Genomic DNA, 14,176 nt, shown 5'->3' with positions numbered 1-14,176 from the left:
TCAGCACGCATGAAAGAGGGGGCAAGACCATGGTGCCGGCCATTCGCGAGATCGTCGATCTCAGCCACGAGATGTATTCCAACATGCCGAACATCGGCGGCCAGGTGAGTTTCTTCACTACCGAGGACCACGCCTATCTCTCGGAGATTACCGGCGGCAAGATGTCGATGGAAGCGCGCATGATCCTGATGCCCGAACACTGCGGTACCCATCTGGATGTCCCGCTGCACTCCGATCCCGATGGCGCCGGTGTCGACAAGGTGCCGCTGGAGCAACTCATCCTGCCCGGCCACCTGCTTGACCTCACGCACAAGAAAAACGGCGAGGCCATCACCGTCGCCGATTTCGAGGCAGCCGAGAAAGCATCCGGCCAGGAACTCGGTCCCGGCAAGGCAACGGTGTGCTGGACCGGCGCCGACAAGGACTGGGGCAAGCCGGGCTTCGCCATGAACCGTCCCTATGTGCCGACCGAGGTCGCCGAATGGCTGGTCGGCCGCGGCATCACCATCTTCTGCACGGATCTGATCGGCATGGACGATCCCGGCGAATGGTGGTGGCCAACCCATGCGGCGTGGCTGACCAAGGGCGTATGCATGGTCCAGCAGCTGTGCAATCTCGACCAGCTCGCCGGCAAGGACTTCCTGTTCGTCTGCCTGCCACTCAACATGCGCGACGGCACCGGCTGTCCGGTCCGCGCGGCGGCGCTGGTGTTCTAGGACTCCGACGCCTTCTCGGTCACATGTCTGGCCGTGCGCGTCATCGCGACACAGGCCGCGACAACGACGACGCAGCCCGCGATCGTCATGAGGTTGGGCGCGCGGTCGACAACGAGCCAATCCAGTAGCGCCGAGACGACGACGGAAAAGTAGAGGAAAGGCGCCAGGACGTACGCCGGCGCGTAGTTGAACCCCATGACGATCGCGGTCGTCGATGCGATCGCGCTGAGCCCGATCACGGCCAGCATGACCAGCGATGTCGGCGACGGCGTCTGCCAATCGACCGCGGCGGGCACGACGGTCAGGCACGCACCGACGACGAAGATCAACGTCATCGTGCGCAGCAACGGCTCACCGGCCTCGTCGAGCTTGCGGTTCAACACGCTTTGCAGCCCGTAGACGATGCCGGCGCCAAGCGCCAACGCATAGCCGACCGTCATGGGGACCAGGAAAGGCTGCAGGACCAATGCGACACCGATGAAACCGGCGGCGATAAACAGCCACATGCGCGGCGGCATCGCCTGGCGCCAGAACACCAGCATCAGGATCGGCACCCAGATGGGCGCGGACGCACGCAACAACACGGCATCGACGAGAGGCACCGTTCTGAGCGCGATGAAGAAAAGGGCGATCTGCGCAATGCTGGCAATCGCGCGCGCAAGCTGCAGGCCGATCGGCGCTTGCTGGACGAACAACACCCGTTTCCACAAAGCGAACGGCAAGAGCAACACGCTGCCGACGATGTAGGTCGCGAACAGAATCATGGCGTTGTTGACGTCGCGGCCGACGACATGAACCAAAAGGGACAGACATGCCATGATCGTCGTGCCGGCCAGGACCCATAAGGCGCCCGCAACCGGCGCGTCGTCGCGCGCCGGCGTCATGTTATGGCGCTCACCCCTCTTCATAGCCGGTCTGGCACCCGATCAATCCACGCCGATCATGTCTTGGATCTTCTCAGCAATCTTGTGTCGCCCCCAACGTTGCATTGCATGTACCGTCAGGCATGATGACGGCCCAATGGATAAGGCTGAACGAACCGCGCCCCGGTCGCGGCATCTCAAGCTTTCCATCCTAAAGGATTGCCACGCGCGCATGCACATACACGACATCAAACCGCACGACGGCGCTGAGTCAACTGACGTTCATGTCTACCGCCCCGGCGACGTAACGGAGGACATGCTGCATGAGATCGCGGCATTGCGGTTGCGCGTATGGCAACCCTATGTCGATAAGTCGAGCAACGCGCACAGGCGCACCTTAGAGGACTGGATCGATGCCGTTGACCACAAGGCCTATCACCTGACCATCATGGATCTGGACGACCCGACCAAGATTGCGGGAGCGGCCCGCCTTAGTCTTCACGACTCTCTCGAGGACATTCCCGAACCGTCTATCCCGAAGAATTTTCCAGATTGGCAGCCTGACCTGCCCTATGCCTTCTTTGGCCGCCTCGTCGTTGAGCCGCATGACCGGCACCACGGCTTCGCCCACCGACTGGACGCGCGCCGCAGTGAGCTCGCCAAGGAGCTGGGCGCCAAGATGGCGCTCATGCTCGCCGCGCCATGGCGCCAGGCATCGTTAGAAAAGATCGGATGCGAAACGATCGGAACGATCGCAGCCGAAGACCTCGGCTACATCGATGAGGTCGGGGTGTTCTTGTTCAAGCGTCTGCTCTAGACGCCGCACTTGTCCTTGATCAGTTTCAGCACGGCGCGCTCGACATGGGAGTCCTCGCCGTCGCCCAGCGTGCCGGCGTCGTAGCGTTCGCGCATGTCGTCGAGGACGTCGTTCAGGTCGCCATAACCGCCTTCGTCGCTGCCATAAGAGCCGGAAAAATAGCGGGCGACGCAGATGGAATTGCTGTCCTCGCGCTTGGTGTTGTGGAGGTACTGGATCATCTCATAGATCGCGCTTTCCACAATCTGCGCTTGCTCAGCCTGCGACATGCGGGCGAAATCGCCATAGGTCGTCAGGAAAAGCGCCGAGGCCGGCGCGGACGCCATCGCGGTCAGAAGAACGGCTGTCAGGCCGGCTAGCGCTCGATGTCTCAAATTCGGTCGTTTCATGTCGTTATGCCGGCCATGGGATCGAAGCGTGTTTGTCCGGCAACAGATATGGGGGCAAATGGGCCGCACGCCAATCACCCCAAATGCTTAGAGTAGATCCCGATTTGGTGGAATCGATTCGCGATTCCGTCAAGCCAGGTGCATCTGCTCGACCTGTAGATCAACAGCGGGTTCACATGGCGAGGAGGAACCCTTAAGCGGATCAACCTAACCATGATCCGCCGTCGTGTGATTGTCTCTAGTGGCGCGTCAGGAGCGGCGGACGACCAGCATGCCGGCGCCGACAATCATCAGCATGCCGGCCACGGTCGGCGGATCGGGGAGCTCGGCAAAGAAAAGCAGGCCGAAGACGGTCATGAAGACCAGGTAGTTGTAGTCGAACGTCGCGATGATGAAGGGCGGCGCGGATTGATAGGCCGCTGACACGACCAGACTGTTGGCGACCATCAGGCCCGCCACAATGACGACGAACCCCCATTCAAGCGGGCCAAGGACCTGCCAGGGTCCCAGTACGAACGGCAACGCCGCCGCGCTCTCCGGCGCGGGTGGCGCCAGAATCAGAAGGACGCTCACCACGGCGCCCATCGCGACCAGCGCGACGTTAACCGAGACCGCGAGTGTCGCCGGCGGCACCGCGCGGCACTTGGTGCGTGTGACGAGAGCCTGAAGCGCATAGAAGAGGCCACCCAGAACCGGCAGCACGGTAAACCAGCTGAACGAGTCGGTACCCGGTTTCAAGATCAGCAACACACCGGCGAAACCGATGGCGATGGCGAACCAGCCGCGCAACCGCACGGGTTCGCCAATCAGCAATGCCGACAGCGCCGCGACGAACAGTGGCGCTGTGTAAAGGCCGGCCGCGAGCGTCGCCAACGGGATGAACGGCAGGGCGGTATACGTCGCGACAAACATCAACACGAACAGCAACGAACGCGTCATCGGCCACGGCCTGAGCGCGCGTGAACAGGTCGGCGCTCCCTCACCCCACACGAAGGCAATCGCGAGCAGGACGGGAATGGCAAGCGCGGAACGCAGTACGAAGTACTGCCAGATCGAACCGCTGTCGCTGGCGAACTTGAAGACGACATCCGTTGACGATGTGAAGAGCGTCGACAACAGCACCAGCACGATACCCAGCGCGATGCGATCGCGCTGGCCGTGCTCTCTCGCGCCCGTCATGACGGATTGCGGCTTCACCATGCGGCCACCATAGGCAAATCCACATTGTTGAAACAGCTATTGATCCAGCATCAGACTACTGAAAAAATTTGAACAATGTCACGCACACCCATCAGCGGCATCGAAGTCTTCCTGGCCATCGTGCGCGAGGGCTCTCTGCGCGCGGCCGCGCGTTCCCTGGGTGTCGGCGCGCCTGCGGTCAGCCACCAACTAAAGGCGCTGGAACGCAAGATCGGCGTCGATCTTCTGGTGCGCACGACCCGCTCGATCGAGCTGACGGAAGCCGGCCGCACGTTGCTGACCGGGGCGGCACCCGCGTTCCAGGAGATCATCGACGCGGTCGAGGGCACGCGGGTGATCGGCAAATCGAACACCGGCACCTTGCGTCTGACCCTGCCGCGCAGCGCCTACAAGATGATCATTGCGCCGGTCCTCGCGGACTTCCAGGCGCGCTATCCCGACGTGTGTCTGGACCTCTCCATCAACGAAGGCCTGGTCGATGTCGTCAAGGATGGCTTCCACGCGGGCTTTCGCCTGGGCGACCGGCTGACCACCGGCATGGTCGCCGTGCGCCAGACCGGTCCCCTCACCCCCAGCTATTCGGCGGCGCCGCCCTATCTCGACACTCACGGACGGCCGGCCCATCCGCGCGACCTCTTGAACCACAAATGTGTGCGCTACCGCTTCGTCACCGCCAACCGTATCTGGGACTGGCAGTTCGTCGAAGACGGCCAGGTCAAGACCGTCGACCCGCCGACGCGGCTCGTCTTCGACAGCATGCAGTCGGTCATGCAGGCGGTGCGCGACGGCAACGGCATCGGCTGGTCGCTGCGTTCGGTCATCGAAGACGATCTTGAGGCGGGAGCGCTGGAGACGGTGCTCGATGACTACGTCACCACCCTACCGCCGTTCTATCTCTATTACCCCGAGCAGAACCGGCGTCTGGAGTTGCTACGCCTGTTTATCGACTTCCTGGCGGAACACCGCGACAAGCAGCGCGCGCCCAGCCTCTAGGTGTCTTGGGGTTGGTTGCCGGCGAAGAGCGGCCGGTGTTCGCGGATCAGCGACGCCAGCCAGTCGACCACGCGCCTTACCGGCTTGGTGTGCCGATCGTCGTCGTGCACGACCAGCCATTGGTCATGGGTCAATTCTGCGATCACTGGCGTGGCGCGTTCGAGATCCGGTTCCACATCTCCAATGAAACACGGCAACACGCAACGTCCCGCACCCGCCTTCGCCGCCGCAAGCAGACAATCGGCACTTGAGCACTGCACGGTCGCCGGTCCCTCCAATCGTTGTTCCAACCAGCTGGCGGATGGCAGTGGCGGTCCGGGTGGCGTCAACGCGATCCATCCAACATGACTGTTATCGACCGGTTCCGGCGTCTGATAGACGGCAAAAGCAACGGGCCCCAGACGTCGCGCCGCCAGGCCGTCACTATCCGGCCGCCGGTTGCGAATGCCGATCTGTGCTTCTCGCCGGTGCAGATCGACCGTACCGCCGGCGGCCATCACGGCCACGGGCGGCGCATCGGCCCGCGACGTCAAGGCGGCGAGCGACCGGGCGATGAACAGACTGGTCCACGGTCCCGCGGCGATCCGGACCGTCGGCGCGTCGTGAAAGCCCGCGCGCCATCGTTCGACCGCATGGGCGCCCTGCTCGACTGTCGCGGTCAGTTCCAAAAGCGTCTGGCCGTCGGCGGTCAGGTCGTAGCCGTCGCGATGCCGCGCAAACAGGGTAACCCCCAGGGCCTGTTCCAACGCCGTCATGCGCCGGCCGAGCGTTGGTGCGCTGACGCCGGAAGCCGCCGTCGCACCGGCCAGTCCGCCGGACCGGGCGACCGCCACGAACAGGCGCAGATCATTCCAATTCATGGTTTCATTCATGAAAGTCAGCCTTCGTTTCTGACTCTTCCCTCTTCACCGAAACCCCACAATAATCGGCCTCCTTGGCAATAGGAACATTCCACACTTGAAATGCAAACATATCCTTCACGGCTTACGCCACACCTTGGGAAAGGCTGCAGATGACGGCGCATCGGGAACCACGACGTTTCGGGGGAGAAGGTCCACCGCTCAGCATGATGGGGCTCGGCACCTGGGCGATCGGCGGGCCATTCTTCAGCGGCGAAGGCTGTCACTACCCGACCGGCGCGCCGCTCGGTTACGGCGATGTCGACGATCGCCAATCGACCCGCGCCATTCATGCCGCCGTCGATCTGGGCATTAGCCTGTTCGACACGTCCGACGTCTACGGCACCGGCCATAGCGAACGGGTGCTCGGCGCGGCACTTGCCGGCAAACGCGATGACGTCTTGATCGCGACCAAGTTCGGCAACACCTATGACGACGCAACGAAGGAACTGACCGGCACCGATATCAGTCCAACCTACATCCGGCATGCGTGCGAGGCGTCGCTTCAGCGACTCGGCACCGACCGGATCGATCTCTACCAGCTTCATCTCGGCGACCTCGCGCCCGATGATGCCGTCGGTGTCGCCGACACGCTGGAGCGCTTGAGCCAGGACGGGCTGATCCGCGCTTATGGCTGGAGCACCGACGATCCCGAACGCGCGCGAAGCTTCGCCGGCCGACCCCATGCCGCCGCCGCGCAGTTCGACATGAATGTCTTTGAGGATGCACAGGCCATGGTCGAGACCTGCCGCGGCAGCGGCTTTGTCGCCTTGGCGCGTGTCCCGCTCGCCATGGGTTTCTTAAGCGGCAAGTTCACCGTCGGCAGCAAGCTGCCCGCCAACGATATTCGCAGCAACCCGCCGACATGGCTTCGCTACTTCGATGACGGCGGACACGCGTCGGCGGCCTGGATCGCGAAGCTCGACGCCATCAAGGAGATCCTGACCAGTGGTGGACGGACGGCCGCGCAAGGGGCGCTCGCCTGGATCTGGGGACGCGACCAGACGATCGTGCCGATCCCCGGCGCGCGCACCGAGGCGCAAGTCACGGAGAATGCGGGCGCCATGGCGCTAGGCCCGCTGACGCCGGCACAGATGGCGGAGATCGACACCATTCTGGAGCGCTGAGCGAACGGGGCACCGGCCATTTGGCCTTCGGCCGCAGGCGTATTAGAACGGCGCACTCATCTTCTCGCGCGCCGTTCGGCCTCTTCTCAAGGGATGTCCGTTTATGTCCGATCAAGAGCTCTGCTATCTCTCCGCGACCGAAGCGCTAGCGCGATTCAAAGATCGCAGCCTGTCGCCGGTCGAACTGCTGCGGGCCTTGATCGACCGGGCCGACGCGACGGAGCCGACAGTCAACGCGCTATCCCATCGCCATTTCGACGAGGCCATGGCGAAGGCGAAGAAGGCCGAGGCCCGTTACATGACGCGCAGCGGCGGCTTTCGCCGGCTCGAGGGTCTGCCGCTCGCGGTCAAGGAAGACACCGCCATCAAGGGCAAGCCGCAGACCCTGGGCTCGCTGATCTTCAAGGACCGGATCGCCGACCACACCGCGCCCTCGATCGAACGCCTGCTCGGCGCGGGCGCGATCGTTCATGCCCAAACGACATGTCCGGAGTTTGTCTGGCCGTGGATCTGCACATCGCGGCTGCACGGCACCACGCGCAATCCCTGGAACCCGGCGATCACATCGGGCGCATCGTCCGGCGGTTCGGCGGCCGCGCTGGCGGCGGGCACGACGACCATCGCGACCGGCACCGACAGCGCCGGTTCGATACGCATGCCCGCGTCGATGTGTGGCGTCATCGGCTACAAGCCGCCTTACGGACGCAACCCGCAGAGCCCTGACCTCAACCTCGACATGTTCATGCACCTGGGCCCGATGACACGCGCGGTCGCCGACGCCGCCCTGATGCAGAACGTCATGTCCGGCCACCACCCGCTCGACCACGCGAGTGTCCGAGGACGTGTCACCCTGCCGCTGGAACCGGAATCGATAGCCGGTACCAAGATCGCGTACTCCCTGACCCTGGGTGTTCACGAGGTTGCCGACGACGTCATCGCGAACACGCTGACCCTGGTCGACCGGCTACGCGGCCTGGGCGCGGACGTCGAGGAGGTCGAGACCGACTGGGCGCCGGAGGTCTTCGCCAAGGCCGGCAGTTGGGGCGGGCTGATCTACGCCGATGATTTTCTGGACGCGGTCGAGCGCCATCCCGACCTGGTCTGCGACTACACCCGTGCCTTCGCCGAAATGAATGCCAGCGTCACGCCGCGCATGTTCCACGAATGCATGAAAGCGATCGGCCACGCCTGGCTCGATGTCGGACCGATGCTCGACGCCTATGACGTCTTCATCTGCCCGACGGTCGCCACAACGGCGATCCCGGCCGACGGGTCCGACCTGGAGCCTTGCGTGACGGTCAACGGCCAGCAGCTGGAGCCCCACGATGTCGTCATGACCTTCTACTTCGACGCGTTCGGGCGCTGCCCGACGCTCGCCGTCCCGTCCGGCTTTGCCACAGATGGCGTGCCGACCGGCGTTCAGCTCGTCGCGCGTACCTTTGACGACGCCCGCGTCTTTCGTGTCGCACACGCGTTGGAACAGGAGACGGCGCTCTATCAGGACTCGACATCACAGCCGAAGTTGCCGTGACCGGTGCCATGGTATTTCTCATTGCCGGGCGGCTGAACTAGTCTGCGCGCCATGGCCAAAAAGGAAGCTTACGATTACATCATTGTCGGCGCCGGATCGGCGGGCTGCACGCTTGCCAACCGGCTGTCGGAAGACCCCGCGGCGCGCGTGCTGTTGATCGAAGCCGGCGATTGGGACCGCGATCCGTTGATCCATGTCCCGCTCGGCTGGGGCCAGATCCTGCAGAAGCGCCTGCACGACTGGATGTACTTCTCCGAGCCGGAAGACAACGTCGCCGGGCGCCGCGTCGAATGCGCCCGTGGCAAGGTCGTCGGCGGCTCGTCCTCGACCAACGCGATGGCCTATGTGCGTGGCCACCCCGGCAACTACGACGGCTGGTCAGCCGCCGGCCTGGACCAATGGTCCTTTGCCCACGCGCTGCCCTATTTCAAGAAGCAGGAGACTTGGGAAGGTGGCGAAAACGCCTGGCGCGGCGGCGACGGCCCGCTCGGCGTTCAGACCTGCAAGTACCAGGATCCGCTGGTCGACGCGTTCGCCGGCGCCGGCGCGGATGCCGGTTATGCCTGGACCGAGGACTACAACGGCGCCCAGCCGGAAGGCTTCGGCCGTCTGCAGATGACGATCAAGGACGGGCGGCGCTGCAGCGGCGCGACGGGTTACCTGAGACCCGCGCTCAAGCGCCCCAACCTGACCGTCGAGGTCCAGACGCTGACGACCAAGATCCTGTTCGACGGTCCGCGCGCCACCGGCATCGAGGTCCGGCGCAACGGCTGGCCCTATGAGATTCTCGCCGAGCGCGAGGTGATCATCACCGCCGGCGTCATCAATGCGCCCCAGCTTCTGATGCTGTCAGGCATTGGCGACGCCGACCATCTGGCCCAACACGGTATCGCCACGCGGGCCGATCTCAAGGGCGTCGGGCAGAACCTGCAGGACCACGTATCGGTCATGGTGATGTATCGGCGCAAGGCACCGCCCAGCCCATTCTTTCAAGCCATGCGATACGACCGCGCCGCCCTCAACATGGCGCGTGCCTATCTAAGCGGCACCGGCTTTGCCGCAGACGTGCCGGGCGGCATCACCGCGTTCTTGAAGTCGGACCCGGGCGTGCCGGTGCCCGATATCCAGATGCTGTTCACCGCCGCGCCGCTGCCGGCCTGGCCCTATCTGAAACCCTTCAAGCAGCCGTTCAACGACGGTTTCGTGTTCCGCGCGGTCTCGCTGCAACCGGAAAGCCGTGGCCGCGTCGCACTCGCAAGCGACGACCCGACGGCGCTGGCGCTGATCCACTCCAATTTCCTGGGCACCGACAAGGACTGGCACGTCGCGCGCACCAGCATGGACATCGCGCGTAGCCTCGCCGCGACAGCCGCCATGCGGCCTTTCGTTGAAGCCGAGGTGTTGCCGGGCGCCGGCAAGACCTCGGCCGAGGAGATTGACGACCACATCCGCAACACCGCGATCACCGTGCATCACCCGCTCGGCACCTGCCGCATGGGTGTCGACGGCGATCCCGGCGCCGTCGTCGGCCAGGACCTCAGGGTCTTCGGCACCGAGGGCCTGCGCGTGGTCGATGCCTCGGTCATGCCGCGGCTGACCAGCGGCAACATCAACGCCGCCGTCGTCATGATCGCCGAACGCGCCGCCGATCTGATCCGCGGGCACGAACCCTTGGCACCGGAGCGTCCGGTGGCGCCGGCTGGGGTCTAAACGGCACCATTGGGTCTTGCTCTCGGCGCGGTTCCGTGTGCACATTTCCGCGTCTGGTGCCTGCCCTGATCATCTTGTGACCGGGCGGGAGAATCGGGAAGCCGGTGAAACTCCGGCACGTGCCCACCGCTGTGAAGGTGATGGTCCGCGCGAGATGCCACTGGAGATTTCCGGGAAGGCGCGCTGATCAGATGAACCTCAGTCAGAAGACCGGCCAGACATCATAGCCTCGTTCCGCGTGGACGGCAGAGCAGGCGCATTCATGTGTTGTTGGGGACCAGACAATGCAGAAAACGCCCGTGCTTGCTCCCGTGGAACCGTTCAGTGATCGCGAACGAGACGCCGTCTACAAGGCCATCTATGCGCGCCGCGACGTGCGCAACGAGTTCCTGGCCGACCCGATTTCCGACGAGGTTCTTCTGAGGCTGCTGGACGCGGCGCACCACGCGCCGTCGGTTGGTTTCATGCAGCCGTGGAACTTCATCGTCATTCGTGACCGCGCCCAACGCGAACGTCTGTGGCGCGCCTTTTCGAAAGCAAACGAAGAAGCCGCCACCATGTTCGCCGGCGACCGTCAGTCACACTACCGGTCGTTGAAGCTTGAGGGCATTCGCCAGGCGCCCGTCAACATCTGCGTGACGTGCGACCGATCGAGGGGCGGCGATGTTGTCCTGGGGCGAACCCACAACGCCAGCATGGATCTCTACAGTACGGTCTGCGCGGTCCAGAACCTGTGGCTGGCGGCCCGGGCGGAGAACATCGGCATGGGTTGGGTCAGCATTTTCAACGACGCGGACCTGAAGGCGATTCTGGAAATCCCCGACGACATCGAGATCGTCGCGTATCTATGTCTGGGTTATGTCGATGCACTCTATACCCAGCCTGAGCTGGAGGTTAAAGGCTGGGCGAAGCGCACGCCCTTGGACGACCTGATCTTTGCGGAAACGTGGCGCGGCTAGTAGAGACCCTCGCGCTCGTCTTCCTCCAACACCTCGTCGACCTTCTGGGCCGTTTCCTTCAGCTTGGAGTGCGCGACCAGGGCCGCACCCAGGCTTTGCATACCGGATTTGTCCGGCCAGCCCTTGGGATCCCACAGGCTCGAACGCACCATGCACTTGGCGCAGTGGAAAAACGCGCGCTCGACATGGACGACCATGGCGAGCTCCGGCACCTTGCCTTGCTCGATCATGCTCCGGCGCAGCGCTTCGTCACGCACGATCTGCGCCTTGCCGATCACGCGCAGCGTGTCCTTGCGGCCTGGCACCAGAAAGATCATCGAGACCCGGGGGTTGTCCAGCACGTTCAGGAACGTATCCATGCGGGCGTTACCAGGCCGGTCGGGAATGGCCAGCGTCTTGTCGTCCAAGACCTTCACGAAACCGGCGGGGTCACCCTTTGGCGACACGTCGACATCGCGCTCGCCGCCGCCTGAGCCGATGACAAAGAACGGCGCGTGCTGAATGAAATCGACGCAGAACTCATCCAAGTGATCGATCACCTTGGTCACCGCGGCGGGATAGATCTCGCCGACGATGCCCCGCAACTCCTCGGCATCGGTGACCACGTCGCTGAAGCGGCCGTTCGACATATCGTTCATTGGAGCACTCCTCCGCCAGCGCGAGGCCGGCCGGCATACTGTTTGTTTCCGGTGGCGTGGCCACGGTCAGAGCGCGGGAAACGTCTCCTTTAGATCGCACAGCCACGCAATCTCACTCTTAATACGCGCGATTTCGCGGGCGATCCATAGTCTCGGGCAGACACCTGCGGCCGGGCATCCCGCGCATCCTTCGATGAGCGCGTCGAGATCGCGGCGGTGAAGGCCGATAAGTTCGTCCAGCACGTCCTGGCGGGTCGATTCGTCGAGCACGCCCAGGAAGCAGACCTTGAGCGCGGCGGCCGTGCGCGCCGCGGCACCTCGCGAGGAGGCCGGCGGCGCCTCCAACAGATCCTGCAATCGGTCGGCGCCGCCCGGTGTAAGGGCGAAGCCGGCATTGGTCTCCTGCACCAGCGCGTCGTCAAGGGCACGGGTCAGGGTGGCGGCCAGCACATCGACGGTCGGCTGCCAGTCCGGTTCGGCCAGCGCCTTGGCAGCGGCCATGATGTCGTCAAAGGCGGCGAAACCCTCCTGCACCACACCCAGGACCGCGAGCGTGGCGAAATCGCTTGGCCTAAGCGGCGCTCGGCGGTCGCGCGGCGGTCCACCGTTTCTGCGCCTGCCGTCGGGGCGAACCGTGCTCTCGCGCTCGCCGGTCGGTCCGGATCGCTTGTTCGCCGGACAGGCGGCGTGCGACGCAACGGGCCCGGCCTTCGCGTCACGATCGAAGCGTATGGGATCCGAGGATTCGTTTATGCGAATGACATGCATTCGCAATTATGGATCGGTTCTACCGCCTTGGCAAGCCCGGGTTGTTCACGCGCCTTCGGCGTCAACGCCGAAGCAAAGCACGTTGCCGTCGGGATCCTGAATTTCGAACTCGCGCATGCCGTAGACCGTTACTTCTGGCGTTCGGGTAACGTTCGCGCCGGCCGCGCTCACCGCCTCATGCAGGGCATCGACGTCGTCGACATGGATGTAGGCGTCCCAGCCGCCCGGCGACGGCGGCGGCCCGCCATCCCAGGCGTTCACAAAGACGGTCGCGCGATCACGGGCAAAGATGCCGAAACGCGGGGGATCGCCGCCCTCCTCGATCACGCGGAAGCCCAGTGTATCCCTATAGAAAGTACGGCTTCGGTCATAGTCGGCCGAGCGCAGAACCGGCGTCGAGCTTTGAAACGTCACCATGGAGAACTCCCGTCCGATGAGGGCGCGCAAGCCTATGGCTGTTGACGCGGGCCAACAAACGGAAACACCAATGCCCGCGCACGCCAAGGCCCATGCAGGCATCGCCCGCGTTCATGCGTCCCGGGTCAAATCCGGCATGCGTGAGGCCGGTGTGTCCGACGTCGCCTCTTAGCCCCACAGCGCCGATGGCGCCGGGTGCATGGTGTTGCCGTCGAAGTGGATGCCCGGTTCGCGGTCCTTCTTCATCAACAATGGCCCGTCCAGGTCGACCACGGCGGCACCTTGGGCGACCAGCATGGCGGGCGCCATGGCCAGCGATGTCGCGACCATGCAGCCGACCATGATGGCCATGCCGGCGTCCTGGGCGGCGCGGCGCAGCGCGAGCGCGCCCGTCAAGCCGCCGGTCTTGTCGAGCTTGATGTTGACCATGCCGTATCGGTCCGTCAGCTCGCCCACGGTGTCGGCACCATGGCAGGACTCGTCGGCGCATAGAACGATCGGACAATCCAGCCCGGCCAAACCGGCGTCATCACCCGCGGGCAGCGGCTGCTCGATCATCTCGACACCCAGCGCCTTCAGGTCATCACCGATCGCCTTCAGCAGGTCGACCGACCACGCCTCGTTAGCATCGACCACCAGACGGCTTTGCGGCGCGCCCTGGCGCACGGCCTGAAGCCTGGCGAGCACATCCTCGCCGTCCAGTTTCACCTTCAACAGCGGCCGGTGGGCAGCCTCGGCGGCCGCCGCGCCCATGGCCTCTGGCGTGTCGATGCTCAGCGTATAGGCGGTGGTCAAGTCGCTCGGCCGCTCAAGACCGGCACGTTGCCACACCGGTTCGCCGGTCATCTTGGCTTCCAGGTCCCACAGCGCGCAGTCCAGCGCGTTGCGGGCAGCGCCCGGCGGCAGCATGGTCTGAACCGTGGTCCGTGACGCGCCTGCCTCAACCTCGCCGCGCACCCGTTCCAGGTCGGCCAGGCTCGATTCGATGGTCTGGTCGTAGCGCGCGTAAGGCACCGCCTCGCCCCAGCCGCGCGCGCCATCTTCCTCGACCGCGACGACGATAACCTGGGCTTCGGTCTTTGCACCGCGAGAGATGCGAAAGACCTGGGCAAGCGGCCAGGATTCCGACCGCACCTCGACCTTGCGCAT

Annotated in this window: 15 protein-coding genes and 1 riboswitch; of the genes, 7 read left to right on the top strand and 8 right to left on the bottom strand. The window is 64.3% G+C overall.

Annotation, left to right across the window (positions count from 1 at the left end):
• Positions 1-29: 29 nt before the first annotated feature.
• Positions 30-716, top strand: coding sequence for a cyclase family protein (locus AAF563_09200; GenBank protein ID MEM7121439.1), 687 nt, complete (start codon positions 30-32; stop codon positions 714-716).
• On the opposite strand, the gene AAF563_09195 is transcribed toward AAF563_09200, so the two are convergent.
• Positions 713-1,600 carry a DMT family transporter gene (locus AAF563_09195; GenBank protein ID MEM7121438.1) on the bottom strand — a complete coding sequence of 296 codons (888 nt, stop codon included), beginning with the start codon at positions 1,598-1,600 and terminating at the stop codon, positions 713-715. The genes AAF563_09200 and AAF563_09195 overlap by 4 nt on opposite strands.
• Positions 1,601-1,811: 211 nt before the next feature.
• Here AAF563_09195 and AAF563_09190 point away from each other — a divergent pair, with 211 nt between their 5' ends.
• A complete protein-coding gene (locus tag AAF563_09190; protein ID MEM7121437.1) occupies positions 1,812-2,396 on the top strand; it encodes a hypothetical protein in 585 nt (194 codons plus the stop codon).
• Here AAF563_09190 and AAF563_09185 read toward each other — a convergent pair.
• Entirely contained in the window at positions 2,393-2,785 is a 393-nt protein-coding gene (locus tag AAF563_09185; protein ID MEM7121436.1) for a hypothetical protein, read from the bottom strand. The genes AAF563_09190 and AAF563_09185 overlap by 4 nt on opposite strands.
• 249 nt (positions 2,786-3,034) lie before the next feature.
• A complete protein-coding gene (locus AAF563_09180) occupies positions 3,035-3,985 on the bottom strand; it encodes a DMT family transporter (protein MEM7121435.1) in 951 nt (316 codons plus the stop codon).
• A 75-nt stretch (positions 3,986-4,060) separates the two neighbouring features.
• Between AAF563_09180 and AAF563_09175 the strand changes: the two genes are divergently transcribed.
• Positions 4,061-4,978, top strand: a complete 918-nt coding sequence (locus AAF563_09175; protein MEM7121434.1) for a LysR family transcriptional regulator — start codon at positions 4,061-4,063, stop codon at positions 4,976-4,978.
• Here the strand turns inward: AAF563_09175 and AAF563_09170 are convergent.
• The gene (locus tag AAF563_09170; GenBank protein ID MEM7121433.1) at positions 4,975-5,838 is read right to left on the bottom strand and encodes a LysR family transcriptional regulator; all 864 of its coding nucleotides are present in this window, start codon (positions 5,836-5,838) and stop codon (positions 4,975-4,977) included. The genes AAF563_09175 and AAF563_09170 overlap by 4 nt on opposite strands.
• Positions 5,839-5,990: 152 nt before the next feature.
• On the opposite strand from AAF563_09170, the gene AAF563_09165 reads away from it, so the two are divergent.
• The 4 genes from AAF563_09165 to bluB all read left to right on the top strand — a co-directional run bounded on the left by AAF563_09165 (position 5,991) and on the right by bluB (position 11,204).
• On the top strand, positions 5,991-7,004 hold the full coding sequence (locus AAF563_09165; protein MEM7121432.1) for an aldo/keto reductase: 1,014 nt from the start codon (positions 5,991-5,993) through the stop codon (positions 7,002-7,004).
• Positions 7,005-7,107: 103 nt separating this feature from the next.
• Entirely contained in the window at positions 7,108-8,535 is a 1,428-nt protein-coding gene (locus AAF563_09160; GenBank protein MEM7121431.1) for an amidase, read from the top strand.
• 51 nt (positions 8,536-8,586) lie between these two features.
• Entirely contained in the window at positions 8,587-10,245 is a 1,659-nt protein-coding gene (locus AAF563_09155; protein MEM7121430.1) for a choline dehydrogenase, read from the top strand.
• A 37-nt stretch (positions 10,246-10,282) separates the two neighbouring features.
• Positions 10,283-10,479, top strand: a riboswitch (cobalamin riboswitch).
• Between the two features lie 50 nt (positions 10,480-10,529).
• Positions 10,530-11,204 (top strand): 5,6-dimethylbenzimidazole synthase, encoded by a 675-nt coding sequence (bluB, locus tag AAF563_09150; GenBank protein MEM7121429.1) that lies wholly within the window; start codon positions 10,530-10,532, stop codon positions 11,202-11,204.
• Here the strand turns inward: bluB and AAF563_09145 are convergent.
• The 4 genes from AAF563_09145 to dgcA all read right to left on the bottom strand — a co-directional run bounded on the left by AAF563_09145 (position 11,201) and on the right by dgcA (position 14,176).
• Entirely contained in the window at positions 11,201-11,842 is a 642-nt protein-coding gene (locus AAF563_09145) for an MSMEG_1061 family FMN-dependent PPOX-type flavoprotein (GenBank protein ID MEM7121428.1), read from the bottom strand. The two genes, bluB and AAF563_09145, sit on opposite strands and share 4 nt — an antisense overlap.
• A 66-nt stretch (positions 11,843-11,908) precedes the next feature.
• Positions 11,909-12,610, bottom strand: coding sequence for a hypothetical protein (locus tag AAF563_09140; GenBank protein MEM7121427.1), 702 nt, complete (start codon positions 12,608-12,610; stop codon positions 11,909-11,911).
• Between the two features lie 45 nt (positions 12,611-12,655).
• Positions 12,656-13,027: a glyoxalase superfamily protein gene (locus AAF563_09135; GenBank protein MEM7121426.1), complete on the bottom strand. Its 372-nt coding sequence runs from the start codon at positions 13,025-13,027 to the stop codon at positions 12,656-12,658.
• A gap of 168 nt (positions 13,028-13,195) precedes the next feature.
• Positions 13,196-14,176, bottom strand: a complete 981-nt coding sequence (gene dgcA, locus AAF563_09130; GenBank protein ID MEM7121425.1) for an N-acetyl-D-Glu racemase DgcA — start codon at positions 14,174-14,176, stop codon at positions 13,196-13,198.

Source organism: Pseudomonadota bacterium (genome assembly GCA_039028155.1).
Taxonomy (GTDB): Bacteria; Pseudomonadota; Alphaproteobacteria; order SP197; family SP197; genus JANQGO01.
The sequence above is the reverse complement of the archived record's forward strand: the minus strand, read 5'-3'. Positions and strand labels throughout refer to the sequence as shown.

What these genes read in the sequence shown, in the direction of transcription:
- AAF563_09140 (MEM7121427.1), bottom strand. Translation starts at nt 12,610, where the DNA reads ATGCATGTCATTCGCATAAACGAATCCTCGGATCCCATACGCTTCGAT.
- AAF563_09155 (MEM7121430.1), top strand. Translation starts at nt 8,587, where the DNA reads ATGGCCAAAAAGGAAGCTTACGATTACATCATTGTCGGCGCCGGATCG.
- AAF563_09145 (MEM7121428.1), bottom strand. Translation starts at nt 11,842, where the DNA reads ATGAACGATATGTCGAACGGCCGCTTCAGCGACGTGGTCACCGATGCC.
- AAF563_09175 (MEM7121434.1), top strand. Translation starts at nt 4,061, where the DNA reads ATGTCACGCACACCCATCAGCGGCATCGAAGTCTTCCTGGCCATCGTG.
- AAF563_09170 (MEM7121433.1), bottom strand. Translation starts at nt 5,838, where the DNA reads ATGAATTGGAATGATCTGCGCCTGTTCGTGGCGGTCGCCCGGTCCGGC.
- AAF563_09195 (MEM7121438.1), bottom strand. Translation starts at nt 1,600, where the DNA reads ATGACGCCGGCGCGCGACGACGCGCCGGTTGCGGGCGCCTTATGGGTC.
- AAF563_09160 (MEM7121431.1), top strand. Translation starts at nt 7,108, where the DNA reads ATGTCCGATCAAGAGCTCTGCTATCTCTCCGCGACCGAAGCGCTAGCG.
- AAF563_09185 (MEM7121436.1), bottom strand. Translation starts at nt 2,785, where the DNA reads ATGAAACGACCGAATTTGAGACATCGAGCGCTAGCCGGCCTGACAGCC.
- bluB (MEM7121429.1), top strand. Translation starts at nt 10,530, where the DNA reads ATGCAGAAAACGCCCGTGCTTGCTCCCGTGGAACCGTTCAGTGATCGC.
- AAF563_09165 (MEM7121432.1), top strand. Translation starts at nt 5,991, where the DNA reads ATGACGGCGCATCGGGAACCACGACGTTTCGGGGGAGAAGGTCCACCG.
- AAF563_09135 (MEM7121426.1), bottom strand. Translation starts at nt 13,027, where the DNA reads ATGGTGACGTTTCAAAGCTCGACGCCGGTTCTGCGCTCGGCCGACTAT.
- AAF563_09180 (MEM7121435.1), bottom strand. Translation starts at nt 3,985, where the DNA reads ATGGTGAAGCCGCAATCCGTCATGACGGGCGCGAGAGAGCACGGCCAG.
- AAF563_09190 (MEM7121437.1), top strand. Translation starts at nt 1,812, where the DNA reads ATGCACATACACGACATCAAACCGCACGACGGCGCTGAGTCAACTGAC.
- AAF563_09200 (MEM7121439.1), top strand. Translation starts at nt 30, where the DNA reads ATGGTGCCGGCCATTCGCGAGATCGTCGATCTCAGCCACGAGATGTAT.
- dgcA (MEM7121425.1), bottom strand. Translation starts at nt 14,176, where the DNA reads ATGCGCAAGGTCGAGGTGCGGTCGGAATCCTGGCCGCTTGCCCAGGTC.